The organism is Oscillibacter sp. 1-3 (genome assembly GCF_000403435.2).
In the GTDB taxonomy this organism is placed as follows: domain Bacteria; phylum Bacillota; class Clostridia; order Oscillospirales; family Oscillospiraceae; genus Oscillibacter.
In genome coordinates, this window is the sequence record NZ_KE159703.1 from 1,035,821 (window position 1) to 1,050,181 (window position 14,361).

17 protein-coding genes are annotated in these 14,361 nt (G+C 60.6%); 9 read left to right on the forward strand and 8 right to left on the reverse strand.

Features of this window, described 5'->3' with window-relative positions; genetic code table 11:
* The first annotated feature begins 45 nt into the window (after positions 1-45).
* A complete protein-coding gene (locus C816_RS04975) occupies positions 46-1,392 on the forward strand; it encodes a 2-hydroxyacyl-CoA dehydratase (protein WP_016321329.1) in 1,347 nt (448 codons plus the stop codon).
* 71 nt (positions 1,393-1,463) lie between these two features.
* Here C816_RS04975 and C816_RS04980 read toward each other — a convergent pair whose 3' ends face one another.
* Positions 1,464-1,709, reverse strand: coding sequence for a helix-turn-helix transcriptional regulator (locus C816_RS04980; protein WP_016321330.1), 246 nt, complete (start codon positions 1,707-1,709; stop codon positions 1,464-1,466).
* A 441-nt stretch (positions 1,710-2,150) separates the two neighbouring features.
* Here C816_RS04980 and C816_RS04985 point away from each other — a divergent pair, with 441 nt between their 5' ends.
* Positions 2,151-2,549: a hypothetical protein gene (locus C816_RS04985; RefSeq protein ID WP_207636886.1), complete on the forward strand. Its 399-nt coding sequence runs from the start codon at positions 2,151-2,153 to the stop codon at positions 2,547-2,549.
* Here the strand turns inward: C816_RS04985 and C816_RS04990 are convergent.
* From C816_RS04990 to C816_RS05005, 6 genes are all read right to left on the reverse strand, one after another.
* A complete protein-coding gene (locus C816_RS04990; protein ID WP_016321332.1) occupies positions 2,544-3,296 on the reverse strand; it encodes a copper homeostasis protein CutC in 753 nt (250 codons plus the stop codon). The genes C816_RS04985 and C816_RS04990 overlap by 6 nt on opposite strands.
* A 35-nt stretch (positions 3,297-3,331) precedes the next feature.
* Positions 3,332-4,906, reverse strand: a complete 1,575-nt coding sequence (locus C816_RS04995) for an N-acyl-D-amino-acid deacylase family protein (protein WP_016321333.1) — start codon at positions 4,904-4,906, stop codon at positions 3,332-3,334.
* Between the two features lie 114 nt (positions 4,907-5,020).
* Positions 5,021-6,475, reverse strand: a complete 1,455-nt coding sequence (locus C816_RS05000; protein ID WP_016321334.1) for a sodium:solute symporter family protein — start codon at positions 6,473-6,475, stop codon at positions 5,021-5,023.
* Positions 6,476-6,502: 27 nt separating this feature from the next.
* Entirely contained in the window at positions 6,503-6,760 is a 258-nt protein-coding gene (locus C816_RS24730; RefSeq protein ID WP_242832111.1) for a hypothetical protein, read from the reverse strand.
* A 44-nt stretch (positions 6,761-6,804) separates the two neighbouring features.
* On the reverse strand, positions 6,805-7,164 hold the full coding sequence (locus C816_RS23450; RefSeq protein WP_155978889.1) for a hypothetical protein: 360 nt from the start codon (positions 7,162-7,164) through the stop codon (positions 6,805-6,807).
* Entirely contained in the window at positions 7,161-7,298 is a 138-nt protein-coding gene (locus C816_RS05005) for a hypothetical protein (RefSeq protein ID WP_155978890.1), read from the reverse strand. The genes C816_RS23450 and C816_RS05005 overlap by 4 nt, the downstream gene beginning before the upstream one ends.
* 201 nt (positions 7,299-7,499) lie before the next feature.
* Here C816_RS05005 and C816_RS05010 point away from each other — a divergent pair, with 201 nt between their 5' ends.
* The 5 genes from C816_RS05010 to C816_RS24735 all read left to right on the forward strand — a co-directional run bounded on the left by C816_RS05010 (position 7,500) and on the right by C816_RS24735 (position 11,418).
* Positions 7,500-8,219, forward strand: a complete 720-nt coding sequence (locus C816_RS05010; RefSeq protein ID WP_016321336.1) for a LytR/AlgR family response regulator transcription factor — start codon at positions 7,500-7,502, stop codon at positions 8,217-8,219.
* Positions 8,216-9,595: a sensor histidine kinase gene (locus tag C816_RS05015; RefSeq protein ID WP_016321337.1), complete on the forward strand. Its 1,380-nt coding sequence runs from the start codon at positions 8,216-8,218 to the stop codon at positions 9,593-9,595. Before C816_RS05010 ends, C816_RS05015 begins: the two co-directional genes overlap by 4 nt.
* The gene (locus C816_RS05020; RefSeq protein WP_016321338.1) at positions 9,592-10,062 is read left to right on the forward strand and encodes a hypothetical protein; all 471 of its coding nucleotides are present in this window, start codon (positions 9,592-9,594) and stop codon (positions 10,060-10,062) included. The genes C816_RS05015 and C816_RS05020 overlap by 4 nt, the downstream gene beginning before the upstream one ends.
* 191 nt (positions 10,063-10,253) lie before the next feature.
* The gene (locus C816_RS05025; RefSeq protein WP_242832112.1) at positions 10,254-11,066 is read left to right on the forward strand and encodes a hypothetical protein; all 813 of its coding nucleotides are present in this window, start codon (positions 10,254-10,256) and stop codon (positions 11,064-11,066) included.
* The gene (locus C816_RS24735) at positions 11,053-11,418 is read left to right on the forward strand and encodes a hypothetical protein (protein WP_040654636.1); all 366 of its coding nucleotides are present in this window, start codon (positions 11,053-11,055) and stop codon (positions 11,416-11,418) included. The genes C816_RS05025 and C816_RS24735 overlap by 14 nt, the downstream gene beginning before the upstream one ends.
* Before the next feature lie 569 nt (positions 11,419-11,987).
* Here the strand turns inward: C816_RS24735 and C816_RS05035 are convergent.
* Positions 11,988-12,401 (reverse strand): PaaI family thioesterase, encoded by a 414-nt coding sequence (locus tag C816_RS05035; protein ID WP_016321341.1) that lies wholly within the window; start codon positions 12,399-12,401, stop codon positions 11,988-11,990.
* 329 nt (positions 12,402-12,730) lie between these two features.
* On the opposite strand from C816_RS05035, the gene C816_RS05040 reads away from it, so the two are divergent.
* Complete coding sequence (locus tag C816_RS05040) at positions 12,731-13,291, forward strand: RNA polymerase sigma factor (RefSeq protein ID WP_016321342.1); 561 nt, start codon at positions 12,731-12,733, stop codon at positions 13,289-13,291.
* Complete coding sequence (locus C816_RS05045; protein ID WP_016321343.1) at positions 13,288-14,334, forward strand: hypothetical protein; 1,047 nt, start codon at positions 13,288-13,290, stop codon at positions 14,332-14,334. Before C816_RS05040 ends, C816_RS05045 begins: the two co-directional genes overlap by 4 nt.
* Positions 14,335-14,361 lie beyond the last annotated feature (27 nt).

Below are 14,361 nucleotides of genomic sequence, written 5' to 3' on the forward strand. Positions count from 1 at the left end.
AAGGTTCCAAAACTTCGCCGCTCCCCCGAAAGGAGAAATGTTGACATGGAGCTCCAGAATTATCCGAAATTCACTTCGGAGATGAAAAAGACCCATAAAATCCTGATCCCCAACATGGCCCCGGTGCAGTTCCGCATTCTGGCGGCGGTGATGGAGCAGGAGGGCTACACCTGCGAACTGCTGGAAAACTGCGGCAGTCAGGTCAGCGAGCTGGGCCTTAAATACGTCCACAACGACACCTGTTATCCCGCGCTGCTGGTCATCGGCCAGTTCCTGGACGCCCTGGGCTCCGGGAAGTATGACCTGGACCACACAGCCCTCATCATCACCCAGACCGGCGGCGGCTGCCGGGCCTCCAACTACATCCACCTGCTGCGCAAGGCCCTGGTGAAGGCGGGGTGGCCGCAGGTGCCGGTGGTGAGCCTGAACTTCTCGGGCCTGGAGAAGGACTCCGGCTTCCCCTTGACGGTGCCCCTGCTACGCAAGCTTCTGGCGGTGATCTACTACGGCGACCTGCTGGTGGCGCTGAGGGCCCAGACGGAGCCCTACGAGGTGGAAAAGGGCGCGGCGGAGTCCTGCCAGGAGAAATGGCTGGACACGATCTGCGGCTGGGTCCGCCAAAACAGGGGATGGTCCAACCGGGAGGTCAAGGCCGCCATGCCGAAGATCGCCCGGGACTTCGCCGCCATTCCCGTCCACCGGGTGCCCAAGGTGAAGGTGGGCGTGGTGGGGGAGATCTATGTGAAGTACTCTCCCCTGGGCAACAACGACCTGGAGCGGTTTTTAGCCTCTCAGGACTGCGAGGTGAACCTGCCGGGCCTGATGGGCTTCGTGCAGTACTGCGCCTACAACCCCTCGGAGACCGCCCGCCTCTACGGCGGCAGCTTTCTGGAAAAGCATGTGTCCGACTGGATTCTCAAGTACATTGAGGGCATGGAATCTGTGATGATCCGGGTTCTGAAGGACAACGGCTACCACGCGCCCCTGCCCTTCCGGGAGCTCGTCAAGCTCACCGATGGCGTCATCGGCATGGGAGACAAGATGGGCGAGGGCTGGCTTCTCACCGCCGAGATGATCGAGCTGGTGCGGGCGGGGTACGAGAACATCGTCTGCGCCCAGCCCTTCGGGTGTCTGCCCAACCACATCTGCGGCAAGGGCATGATTAACAAGATCCGGGAGCTGTATCCGCAGGCCAACATCACGCCCATCGATTACGACCCCAGCGCTACCCGGGTGAACCAGGAGAACCGCATCAAGCTGATGCTGGCGGTGGGCCGGGAGCGTCTGGCGGAGCGGCAGACGGAGGAGCCGGTGCTGGAGCGGCCGGAGCGGAGCGCGGGGCGCCCCGCCCCGGCGAACCGTCGAAAGGAGACGGCCCACGCCGCAGTTTGACCGTTGCTGAAAAGGGAATTGATATTCATTATACAGGAAGAGGAAGCGCCGCATTATGCGGCGCTTCCTCTCTATTTTTCGATCTTGAATTTCAAAAGAAGATACGGCTCTATCTCCAAAACCGTTGCAATATTGAATAGCAGCTCCAGAGATAGCCCCCTGTGCATTTTTGGAGCTTCGACAGATGCCAAATGCTGACGGCTGATTCCGAGGAGTTCTGCCAGCTGTTCTTGCGAATAACCCTTCTCTTTCCGATAATAACCGATCGCATAGGACAGACATTTTAAGCGCTCTGTGTTATCAAATTGCGGTTCCATACGATCACCTGCCTTATTAGGATTATTTTACCTAAAGCAGGCGATCTTAAAAATAATTTGAAACACGCTATTGACGTGTTATAGGATATAATTTATAATTAAAACAAGACAAAGGGGCGGAGTTTTTGCGTCTATTATAGCAAGCATCAGAATTTCTGACAAACGGGCGGCGGCCCGGTGCTAACAATTTTGCAGATTGCTATAGGAGAAAGGGGATATATTGAATTGTCGATGCAAATCAAAGCCCGAGCCTGCACATGGATAAAATGCACCGCATCGTTTATGGTTCTGACGCTCTTCTTTCTATCCGGCTTTTGACTGCGAGGAATTGCTGCGGAACAGGAGATTGCCGCCTGGCAGACAATTTTCCTGACACCGGAGCCGGATCTCTGTGCCCTGTGCGGATATGGCGGCGGCCCGCGGTACCACGCCCCCTGCTCTGTGAATCTCTCCACAGGTGAGGTCGGCGAGATGCGGGTCTATGACCCGGACCCTGTGCGGGTCTGGGAGGTCAGCGGCGTACAGCAGACGGGCACATTCTCCATGCTCCGCTGCGCTGGAGTGACAGCGGCACGGAACACCGATGCGCATACCTGTACGGCAGAGCTTCCGCGGAAAGCGGATGAGCTGATTCCGGCGTATTTTTGCCGGGACTGCCGCGGGCGCATTGCGGAGGTTTCCCGCCGGGGCTTCATTCTTGCGGATCTCTACGATTTGACGGACATTCAAACGTACGCGCTCTTTGGTGAGGCGTCCTACTCCATCCGCGGCTATGATGTCTCGGTCAGCCGCAGGGGAGGAGACAGGCTCCTGCATGTCGAGATCACAGGCGGGCTATAGCAGCCCGTGGACAATCTCCGCGCAGGCTCGGAACTCCTCCGGGTCCGTCCGCCAGACCTCGTACTCCGACAGGGACGGAAGGCCCATGGAGACGCCGGCCTTGCGGTAGATCATGCCGCTGTCCAGAGGCGCTCCGCGGCCGGTGGTGTGGAAGGAAGTGATTCCCGCGCCGTCATAGAGGCGGCGGATGTTCTCCTTTTTCACGCCGCAGCCGGCCATGATGTCGATCCGGCCCGCCGCCCGGACACGGAGCGTCCGCAGGACCTCCAGTCCGGCCAAGGCGCTGGATGCCTGCCCGGAGGTGAGGACGGTCCGGCAGCCCAGGGACGCGGCGGCCTCCAGGGTTTCCATCGGGTCTCGGGCCATGTCAAAGGCCCGGTGGAGGGTCACTTCCATATCGCCGGCGCAGTCCATCAGACGGCGCATGCTGTCCACGTCCAGCGCTCCCTCCGGCGTCAGCGCGCCGATGACGACGCCGTTGGCCCCCAGGGCCCGGAAGGCCTGGATTTCCGTACACATCTCCTCCATCTCCGGCTGGGAGTAGAGGAAATCGCCGAAGCGGGGACGAATCAGGACGTTGATTTTCACATCGCAGTCCCGCTGGACCTGCTTGAACAGAGCGGGGGAGGGGGTGGTGCCGCCGATGGCCAGATTGGCGCACAGCTCCAGCCGGTCCGCGCCGCCTGCGGCGGCGGCCATGGCGGAGGCGTAGGAGTCCACGCAGCCCTCGATCAGTGGTTGGTTCATAACAGAGCGCTCCTCTCAAAAATCGTTTTCGGACGTCACAGATGCCGCCCGGCCAGCAGGCCGGTGAACTGCCCCTCTTGAATGGCGGGGACGCCGTTCACAAACACCCAGTCCATGCCCTCCGCCAGCTGCTTTGGGCGCTGCCAGGTGCCGGTCTCATGAAGGTTCTCCAGGGCGAAGAGGCAGAGGTCCGCGTCTGCCCCCGCCTCAATTCTGCCCTTTTCGGTGAGGCCGAACCGGTCCGCCGGCTGGCGGGTGAGCTTGCGGACGGCCTCCTCCAGTGTCAGCACGCCCCGGTGCCGCACATAGGTTTCCAGCAGCCGGGGAAAGGCCCCGTATACCCTGGGGTGGGGCAGTCCCTCCGGATAGGTGGCATCGGAGATCACGCCGGAGAAGGGAGCGCGGAGGATGTCCTCCACATCCGCCTGGTGGGCGATGAAGTCAATCATGGACGGGCCGCACCGTTCCGCCGCCAACAGGTCGAACAGGGCGTCGTAGGGGTCCTTGCCCTGGCGGGCGGCGATGTCCGCCAGGGTCCGCCCCTCCCATTCCCTGTGCTCCGGCAGGCGGAGGGAGGCGGCGTGGATGTTCTCAAAGCCCACCAGGGCCGCGATGTTCTCAAAGTCCGTGCCCGTCTCCATTCTCCGGCGCATCCGCCGGCGGCACTCCGGATCTTGAAGGGCGGCGGTGAGGGCCTCCACGCCCCCGGCCTGAAACTCCGGCGGCAGGACGTGGATCAGCTGGGTGGACCCGGCGGGGTAGGGGTAGGCGTCGCAGGTCACGTCCAGCCCCTCCGCCCTGGCGGCGGCGATCATCTCCAGCATTTGAGGCACGGCCTTCCGCCAGTTCCGCCGGCCGATGGCCTTCAAATGGCTGATCTCCACCGGGGTCTCCAGCGCCCGGGCCACGGCCAGCATCTCCGCGAGAGCCGCAGTGACGCCGTCCCCCTCCTGGCGCATGTGGACGGTAATCACCCGCCCGGACCGGCGCAGAGGGGCCAGGGCCCGGATCAGCTGCTCTGTGGTGTAGAAGCACTCCGGGGCGTACCCCAGCCCCAGGGAGACGCCCAGGGCTCCGTCGGAGAGGGCCTCCTCCAGGGCGCCGTGAATCAGGCGGTACTCCCCGCCTGTCAGCGCACTGTCCCGGAAGCCCGCCGCGCAGGCGCGGAGAGTGCCCATGCCCGCCAGCATCCCGGCGTTCAGGGGCAGAGGCGTCCCGTTGGCCTGGCGGCGGTAGTCCGCCAGCCGGGGAAAGTCCGCCTCCGCCCGCCCCACGATGGGGGCCAGGTAGTCCAGCACCGTCTCCCGGAAGGGGCCGGACACCGGGGCCAGGGATAATCCGCAGTTGCCGTTTATGATGGTGGTGAGGCCCTGGGCCAGCTCCGCCCGTCCGAAGTCCGGACGGAGCAGGGCCGCGTCGGCGTGGCGGTGGATGTCGATGAACCCCGGCGTCAGAAGACGGCCCCGGCCGTCGACGGTGTGGGCGGCCTCCGCGCCGGAGAGGTCCCCCACGGCGGCGATTTTTCCGCCGGAGAGGGCGGCGGAGCCGGAATAGGCCGGAGTGCCGGAGCCATCCAGAATCCGGACATTTTGAATCAGGCAGTCAAACATGAAAAGCGCCTCCGCTGCTTGTTTTTGGTGATTATACCACAGGCGAGGGAAAAAGGGAAGCGGCGGTCCGCAAAGGCCGCCGCTTGAAGCGTAGGTGCGTTGTCCGAAGAGGAATCAGTCCTCCTCGTAGGCCAGCTCCGTAGTCTGGTTTTTGGGCGGGAAGACCTTGGAGAACACCAGGAAGAACACCAGCGCCACCACCAGGCCGGGAACGATGGGCTGGCTGACCTTCATGCCGAAGAGCACGTTGCCGGAGATCTTCTCCAGGTACACCACGATCACGGTGCCGGAGATCAGGGAGGCGATGGTGCCCGCCAGGGACGCGCCCTTCCAGTAGTGTCCCAGCACATAGGGAAAGAAGGCGCCGGCGGCCCGGAGGGTGAAGCAGAACATCAGGATGGAGACGATGCTGGAGGTGTTGAACAGGGCAATGCACCCGGCGGCCACGCCCACGATGGCCATGGTGACCTGAGTGACCCGCATGACCTCTTGGCTGGAGGCGCCGGGCTTGAGCACGGCGTGGTAAATGTCGTTGGCAAAAATGGAGCCGGCGCCCAGCAGGTCGGAGTCCGAGGAAGACATGGTAGCGGAGATGATGCCGGCGAAGAGCAGACCGCAGATCACGGCGGGCATGACCTCCATGGCCAGCACGGGCAGGGCGTAGCGGGCGCCCACGGAGGCGAACTCCTCAGAGCTGAACTTGCCCATGTTAATCAGGGCCAGGGTGATGATGCCCAGGATCGCGGGGATGAAGGCGTAGATGAAGTTCACCAGGGCCGCCAGAATGGAGCCCTGCTGGGCGGCCTTGCCGTCCCGGGCGGCGTAGTAGCGGGAGACGGCCTCCTGGCCCACGGTGAAGGTGGCCACGTACATAACGGTCAGGGAGATCACCGCCATGGGGCTGTAACCCTTGAACATGTCAAAGGTCTCTGCGGGGACGTTGGCCACAACGCTCTCCCAGCCGCCGGCCCGGTTCAGGGCGAAGGGAACGGCGATGATCATGCCAATGACGATCAGGAACACCTGGATGAAGTCCGTCAGGGTCACGGACCACAGTCCGCCCATGATAGAGTAGGCGGTGACCACCACCACCACCACGATGACGGCGGTCTTGTAGCTGATGCCCAGCATGGTGGAGAGGATCACGGAGGAGGCGATGAACTGGCTGGCCGTCACGCCCACCAGGGGCAGAAGCATAATGACGGCGGTGACGATGCCGGCGCTCTTGCCGTAGCGGCGGCGGAAGTACTCGGGCACGGTCTTCACCGTTGCGGCCCGGAACTTGGGGGCCAGGAAGGTCAGGATTACGAAGGCCAGGCCCATGGTGATGATGTACCAGGCAGCGGAGAGGCCGTGGCTCTCCATGCCCTGCTGCACAACGCCCAGGGAACTGCCGCCGCCGATCTCCGTGGCGGCCAGAGTGCCGGCCATCAGGAGGGGGCCCAGGCGGCGTCCAGCCACCATGAAGTCGGTGTTGGAGGTGATCTTCTTGGAGGAATACCAGCCGATGAACAGCATAATCAGCAGGTAGATCACCACGATTGCCGTGACGACAGGATTGAATTTCATGTTGGTTCTCCTTCTCTTTTCATTCTCTTACGCGGGGAAAAAGATCGGGGGGACCAGACCCCGGTTGAACGACACCTCCTCTTCCGGTATTTTCCTCATCTTACATGATTTTCCGTCGGATGTAAAGACCTCATAAAGAAAGCCGTTTTCAGAAAAGATCAGCCGGCTGAACGTTTCCGCAGCGGCATGTGTGGCGATTGATGTTAAAGGAGTGCCGGCGCTACAATCAGGGCGATAAATCTCATTGCTGATAATACGAACATCATCTGTGATGACTGCTTGCAAATATGAACTGTTTTTATCGCAATGTTACAGTAAGAGTTTTATTTTCAGGGGACTTCGTCAGCTTTGCCGTTCTGCCGGAGAATCGATCGGCAGACATGGATGATTCTCTTTGCAATGCTGGCATTCTCCAAAAGAGGGATAGCGGAGCAGCCGTTTCTCTTTATAGACACTGGTGCAGCCCATGTGCTGTCTGCCCTGTCGGGTTCACAGCTGATCTCGCCAAATTCAATGCCGCCATATGCGTCACAGCCTGCGGGACAACAAAGCAGGCGTATCTGGCCCTGCAAAACCAACCTGCCTGAAAAAGTGCGGAGAATAGAAGTGAAGCCACGGAAATCAATTGGATTTCCGTGGCTTTGGTGCGTTCTGAGGATTTCGCCTCCGGTCATGGCAAAATAGTTCACGCAGGGTTCAAATCCTTCCCTGTCAGTCCGCAGGTGTTCAGGAAATCCTGATAGGGCAGGCAGGGATAGGCGGGATAGAGCTCCCGGTTGAACAGGGCGTGCAGAATCTGGTCCAGGGCTTCCTCACCGCCCACAAGCTGTTCGGCCCTTAAAATTTTCAGAGGTAGGATGCGGACAGGATTTCCAAAGCGCAGCAATGCTTGCCGCGGATTCCCGTATGATGTAATATAAAAACAGACGGCACGGTCCGGTTGCGCTGTCAAACGGTCCAGTTACGTCAAGCGGCCTTATTTTCCGGGCCGTCTGAGCGAGTAAACACATAGGGGAATATTGGTATGATTAGAACGGCAATTTGTGATGATGAACCCCGGACCCGCGCCTATCTGAAGGCATTGATTCAAGCGCAGCCCTGTCCCTGTGAGATTGTGGAGTACACATCCGCCGGCGAGTGTCTTGCGGACGGACGGGAGATCGACCTGCTCCTCTTGGATATTGAGCTGGACGGCGCCGGTCCAGACGGGATGGCCCTGGCCGGCCAGATCAGAGGGCGGCCGGCCGCCGCCCAGCCTGTCATTATATTTGTAACCGGCTATGAGCGGTATGTGTTCGATGCCTTTGACGTGGGGGCGTTCCAATACCTGCTCAAGCCGGTGGACGAGGAAAAATTTGCCCGGGTCTTTGCCCGCGCCGCCGCGCAGATCGAGGCCGGACGGGCAGTCAAGGTCCGCACGCTCACGGTTCAATCGGCGGGCGTCAGCCGGACTGTTCCGCTGGACAGCATCCTCTACATCGAAAGCAGCAATCACAAGGTTGTACTGCATTTGAAGGACGGGGAGTTTTCCTGCTACGGGAAGATCCGGGACCTGGAGGTGGAGCTGGGAGAACAGTTCTGCCGCATCCACAAGGGGTATCTGGTCAACCTCGCCTATGTGGAGGGGTACAGCAAAAAGGAGCTGACGCTGGCCGGCGGAGAGATACTGCTGATTTCCAAGTATAAATATCAGGATTTTGTGAAAGCGCATCTCCGCTTCCTGAAAAAAGGAGCCGCCCTATGAGCGAGACGGGATTTCGGATGTTCAACCAGGCGTTTTCAATCGGTGCGGAGCTGCTGTATGCCGGTTTGCTCACCGCCTTTTTCCGCCCGTTTATACCACAGGACGGAAGGCTGCGAAGGCTGCTCCTTGTCTTTTCCGTCGATCTCCTTTTTGAACTGGTCTGCAATTGGGCGGCGCTTCCCCAGGGCTCCTTTGGCGTGATTTTGACGGCAATGCTGCTGGCAGTTTCCGGGTGCATCCGTCTGGAGAGAGCCCTGGCGTTCCTCCTGACACTGCTCTATTTCAACGCCAGGATTTCCAGCGGCCTGATGGTGGAGAGCCTGTATTTCATCCTGGAGCGGTCGCTGCCCCTCCCCGCGGAACCGCTGGAGGCGGTCTTTTTCCGAGCCGCTGTTCTGGTGACGCTGTTCCTGCTGTCCCACGCCGTCCTGTTTGCCGCCATGCTGTACGCTCTTCAGCGCCGGCTCCAAAAACGGCAGATACACCTCCGATGGAGGGAGCTGTGCTGCCTCGGCCTGGTGCCGGCGGCGGGGATTCTATTTGGACAGGTGATTTCCCGGCTGCTGATTGAGTTTAAGGACGGTGTTCTGCTCCAGCTCTATGATAGGCACCCGGCGTTTTTGGCGGTGGTGCCGGTGCTGGCCCTGCTGTTCTATGCAGGGGCCTATCTGACCATTGTCTTTCAGCAGGGAATGGCGGAGCTGCGGGAGGAACAGGCCGCTCATTATGTGGAATACCGTCAGACGCAGGCGATTCGGGCGCGTATTCATGAGGTGGAACAGTTTTATTCCCAGGTTCGCGGACTAAAGCATGAGATGCGGGGCCACTTGACCAACATCAAGGGATTGGTCCGGAGCGGCGAGTACGCCGGCCTGGAGGAGTATATCGCCAAACTGGACAAGAGCATGAGCGGCTTTGCGCTGACGCTCCAGACGGGAAACCCGGTCACAGATGTGATTGTCAACGATGCGCAGCGGCGGAGCCTGGATCTGGGAATCCGTTTTCAGGCGGATTTCCGTTTCCAGCCGCTGGGAGCCTATGACGCCTTTGACGTGGGGATCATCCTTCAAAACCTGCTGCAAAACGCGGTGGAGGCCTGCGAGAAGGTGAAGGAGGGAGAGCGTTTTATTGTGCTGGCAGGAAAGAGAACGGGGCGCTTCTTCCTGATCGAGGTCAAAAACTCTTTTGCGGGCGAGGTGGTGTTGGGTCAGAACGGCTTGCCTGTCTCAACAAAAAAAGAAGATGTTTCCATGCATGGCATCGGCTTGTCCAACGTGCGCCGGGAGGCGGAGAAGTACATGGGAGAATTGGAGCTGAAAACAGAGCGGCAGGTATTTTCCGCAGCTGTTTTACTGCAGGAGAGAAGCGGTTTATGAACAGGATGATTCAACCTCATTATAGAACAGGACTATACAATATCCTCACAGAGGCCTATGAAGTAAAGCGGCCTGGGACACAGGCCGGCAGTTTCCTCGATTTGGCGGCGCAGACCGGCAGAGGCGCGCCTGATGCGCCGGAAATCAGCGGCAGGCCGGAAATCACCGGCGGCTGCGGCGATTCCCCGGAGCGTGTGGCCGAGGTAAACAGAATCAATGCCGAAAAGGCCGGGAAAAAGGCGGAACAGCAGCGGCAGTATCACGAGCAGTCGGCAACATGGCGCAGGGGCATTGCGGGAATGTACTGCAGAAACGGCGGCGCCGGGGAAGACCTTCTCCAATATTGGCGATTTGCTGAAAACCCGGCTGGCATCTGCCTCCGTGGTTACACAGGAAGCTTCTTTACCAGTGGGCACGAATATGTTTTTCCTCAATATGTGATGAAAAAAGGAAGGGTGAAACAATGAGCAATACCATTCAGCCAAGCTTCGGAACGCAGACATGCGGCGCCCCCGCAAAGGCCCGCGAAACAAAGCGGACCGGGGCAAAACCCGGCAGCTTTCTTGATCTGGCAACGCAGGCCGGCCGGGGCAGGACCGACACGTTTACGGCCGGCCCGGGCGGGATTACAGGCGTGGCGGATGCGCCCGCAGGTTTGATGATGGATTCAGCGGTTCGGTCCGGCGGGCAGGTTCGGACCGAGGGCGTGGAGGCGGCGGAGGCTCCATCTCTGGAAACCATGCTGAAAGCGAAATATCCCAACATCCATTACCATGTTTTTGACGCCGGCAGCGGCTATTGGCGTACCAGGAACGACTATCCCCACTATCTGCTGTATCAGGACGGGGACAAGGCGAAAGAAACGCTGGAGAACTGGCAGCCCGCCGGGGCCAATCCCTTTTACGGTTCCATAGACGGCAGGTTTATTGCCCCAAAGGAGATTCGCGCCCTGGGCAGCGTCCCGCCTGGGAGCAAAGCCGTGGTCATTCATCCCAAGGTGCAGGAGCGCATGGAGCAGGACCCGGCCTACGCCCAGGAGATTTTTGCGAGGATCGACACCTGGTTTGCCTTTGACAAGGCGCGGAACGAGGCTATCATACCTGGAAGTACATGGGATATGTCCCAGGCCGTTGCCATCGGTGAGGACGGCAATATCTGCAACGCCTGTTCTTCCAGCGGCGGCGGTGAGATCACGTTCTCCAAGAGCGGCTCTGACGATGAAGAGAGCTGGTGGGATTTGCGTATGGCCCGCCACGCCGAGTTTATGAAGCTGTTGGTGGAAAAGCAGATTCAACGGCATATTCAGGCTTCTGAGGCGGCCGCGTCCGCAGCGGCAAAGTCCCAGCTTGCCTCCATGCTGAGCGGCGGGAGGCTGCAGGAGATTTTCGGAAGTGAGATTGCCGGGGTCCCGACGGAGACAGTGCTGGCGATCACGCAATCCCGGATTTGGAGCGGTGGTGCGATCTTTTGATGACTCCGCGCAAGCAAAGCGGAAGGACAAGGCTCAGTTGAGCCTTGTCCTTTTTTATGCGGGTGATTGTTGGTGCAGCGACCGGATAGAGGCGCAGCGCTTTGCCATTTATCAAACAAGGCCTAATGACGAAATCCGGGACCGGATAAATCCTGTTTTGCAGAATGACCGGGCAGTCTCCATCTCGACTTTCGGACTGGACGCTTACATTGCCGCCTATACCGGCGGAGAGGAGTACATAGATCAGCTGGTCCGTTATCTGGAAGGAAATATCCGCTATCTGGATGGCGTCTTAAAAGCGCATATGCCTAAAATTCGGCTGATTCAGCCGGAGGGAGCTTACCTGATGTGACTGGACTGCCGGGGACTTGGTCTGGATAGTGAGCGGCTGGACGGCTTTTTTACCAATGAAGCGGAAGTGGGCCTGGACAAAGGCTTCTGGTTTGGTGAGGAAGGGAATGGGTTTATGCGTATGAATGTGGCCTGTCCGCGTTCAACGGTTGAGGAGGCTTTACGGCGGATTCAGTGCGTTTATCATACCCGTTTTCCACATGAGGCAAGAGAGGAAAAGCATAAACCGATTTAATTTTGAATGACCCCGCCCAATCTGAACAAGTTGAATGAAACTTGTCGCCTGGGTGGGGTCATTCTATGCGTGAGAGCTCTGTGTACCAGGGCTTCCGCGCAGGTTCTGCCAGCGGACCGGGGCTATGAAATAAATGACATTCTGGCCTATGCAGCTTCAGCAGGTATGGAGACCGTAATGCCTCCCAAAAAGAACCGCAGGGAACAGCGCTGGTCAATAGCCGATGGCCGGAAGCGGGATGATCCATTGGAGATTTCTAATATGGACTTTTATCAATCATAATTGTATGATGGGATTCGGGGGGGATGTGCCCGAATGTCCGCCCCCGCCCTGGCTCAGATCTCAATCTTCTCCTCCAGCTGATAAAACGTGAAAGTCCCCGTGCCCAGCAGATTGCCGTTCTGGTCCGTGACCCGCACGTCGTAGACGCAGATGGTCTTACCGGCCTTCACCTCCGAAGCCTCGGCGGTGACGACATCCCCCGCCGCAGCGCTGCGGAAAAAGTTGTAGTTGGCGCTCATGGTCACTGCCGCGTAGCCCCTGGATACCATGGCGGAGCCGGCGGCGGAGTCCGCCATGGTGAAATATACCCCGCCGTGGGCCCGGTTCAGGGGGTTCAGGTCGTCCTCCTCAATGGTCTTTACAACCCGGGCGGAGCCGGGGGAGATGGACTCCACCACGATGCCCAGCTTGCGGGCGAAACGGTTGCGCTTGTTGCGGTACTCTACGATCTTCTCAAAATCCAACACTGCAGGCTGCCTCCTTTTCCGCCTATTGTAGCACAACAGGGAGAGCGGTGTAAAGGTCCGCCCCCCTGAAAAGCGCCCAACCGGGCATTTTATCATCCGCGATTTTGGCGCTGCGGCTCTGTCCCCGCCCGTTTTCCCGAAACCGCCGGGTTTCCGGCGGACAGGCCGGGACAGAGCCCGCCCCCCTCCCGCCGGATTGGGGCGTTATATGACATTTTTCAAACAGCGCCCGGCAAGGTCAAAATTACAAATCCGGGAGAACCTTTCCCAGCCGTTTCTGACTTGATGGGTGAAAGGCCTTTGATACTGTCTGAGAGGAGATGATCGGAATGGACGACAGCCGCATCGTGGAGTTGTACTGGCGGCGCAGCGGCGACGCCATCGCGGAGACCAGCCGGAAGTACGGCGGGTACTGCTACGCCATCGTCTACAACCTGCTCTCCAGCGCCCGGGACGCGGAGGAGTGCGTCAACGATACCTGGCTGGGGGCGTGGAATTCCATGCCGGACAACCGGCCCCAATACCTGGCCCCCTTCCTGGGGAAGATCGCCCGGAGTCTTGCCTTCAACCGCTTCCGCGCGGGCCGCGCCGAGAAGCGGGGCGGGGGAGAGCTGCCGCTGGTGCTGGAGGAGCTGGGGGACTGCGTTCCCGCCGCCCCCAGCGCCGCCCAGGCGGTGGAGGACGGGGAGCTGGAGGCGGAGATTGGCCGCTTTCTCCACACCCTGCCGCCCCGGGACTGCGGCATATTTCTGCGCCGGTACTGGTACGGCGAGTCCCTGGCGGAGATCGCCAAGCGCTATTGTCTGAAGCTGAACACTGTGAAGACCAGCCTCTACCGCACCCGGGAGAAGCTGCGCCGTCACCTGGAACAGGAGGGATATGCCCTATGAGAAAAGAGGAACGGCTGTTTTTGGCCATCGGCGCCGCGGACCCGGCGCTGCTGGAGCGGAGCGAGCGGAAGGAAAGACCCTCCGGCCTCCGCTGGGGCGGCCTGGCCGCCGCGGCGTGTCTGGCGGTGCTGTGTACTCTGGCGGTCTATGCGTCCCGGCGGCCTGGCGCGCCTGTGACGCCGGATGACGCTCCCCCGCCGGACGCGGTACAGACGGTCCCGGAGGTCCTGTCCCTCACCGGCGGGGACATCGGGGAACTGCATCTGGTGGCGATCCACTACGGCCCGGGGCGGGACGAGGCCGCGGATAACTTCGTCCTCTATATCAACGAAGAGCGCTACTGCGGAACCTGGGAGGGGGGCGGCTACACCGTGCGGCCCCGGCAGCCCCTGCCGGAGGAGTTGCCGGAGTGCAGCTTCACCATCTCCCATCGTCGGAACACCTCCTTGGAGGCGGTGCTGGCGGAGACCCGGGCGGCCCTGGAGGCGGAGTTTGACATGGTGGAGGACCAGCCGGGGACGGCGGGCCGGGCGGCCCTGAACGCCTGGGTGGGGGACGAATCCGGTGCGGAGTGGGACGCGGCCAACGCCGCCGTCACCCTGGCGGACGACCGGCAGGGGGGCGTCTTCGTCCTTACCGCCCGGTATTTCACCGAGGCCGCCGAGGGCTATGGGGCGAACTTCGCCGACATGGCGGCGTCCTTCCAGCCCGTCACCCCGGACGTGGCCGTTCCGGGATGGATGACGGCCCTGCGGGAGACGGTGGATACCCTGCTGCCGGCGGTGTTCTCCGATGCCTGGACCCCGGAGACCAGGGCCCTGCTGGCGGAGGGGGCAGCGGTGGACCTCTATGACGAGGATGTGTCCGGCTATGTCAGCATCGCCGGGGTGGACATCACCGCCGACGACGACCAGTCCCCTTCCTCCGCCGTGGTGTCCGTCCGGCACCGGATCAGCTCCGAGGATTCCATGACCTATGTGACCATGTGCCTGCGATACGCGGAGGGCCGCTGGCTGGCGGAGTCCATTGGGCTGGAGAAATAAAAAGTGAATAAAATCGGGACCCCGGTT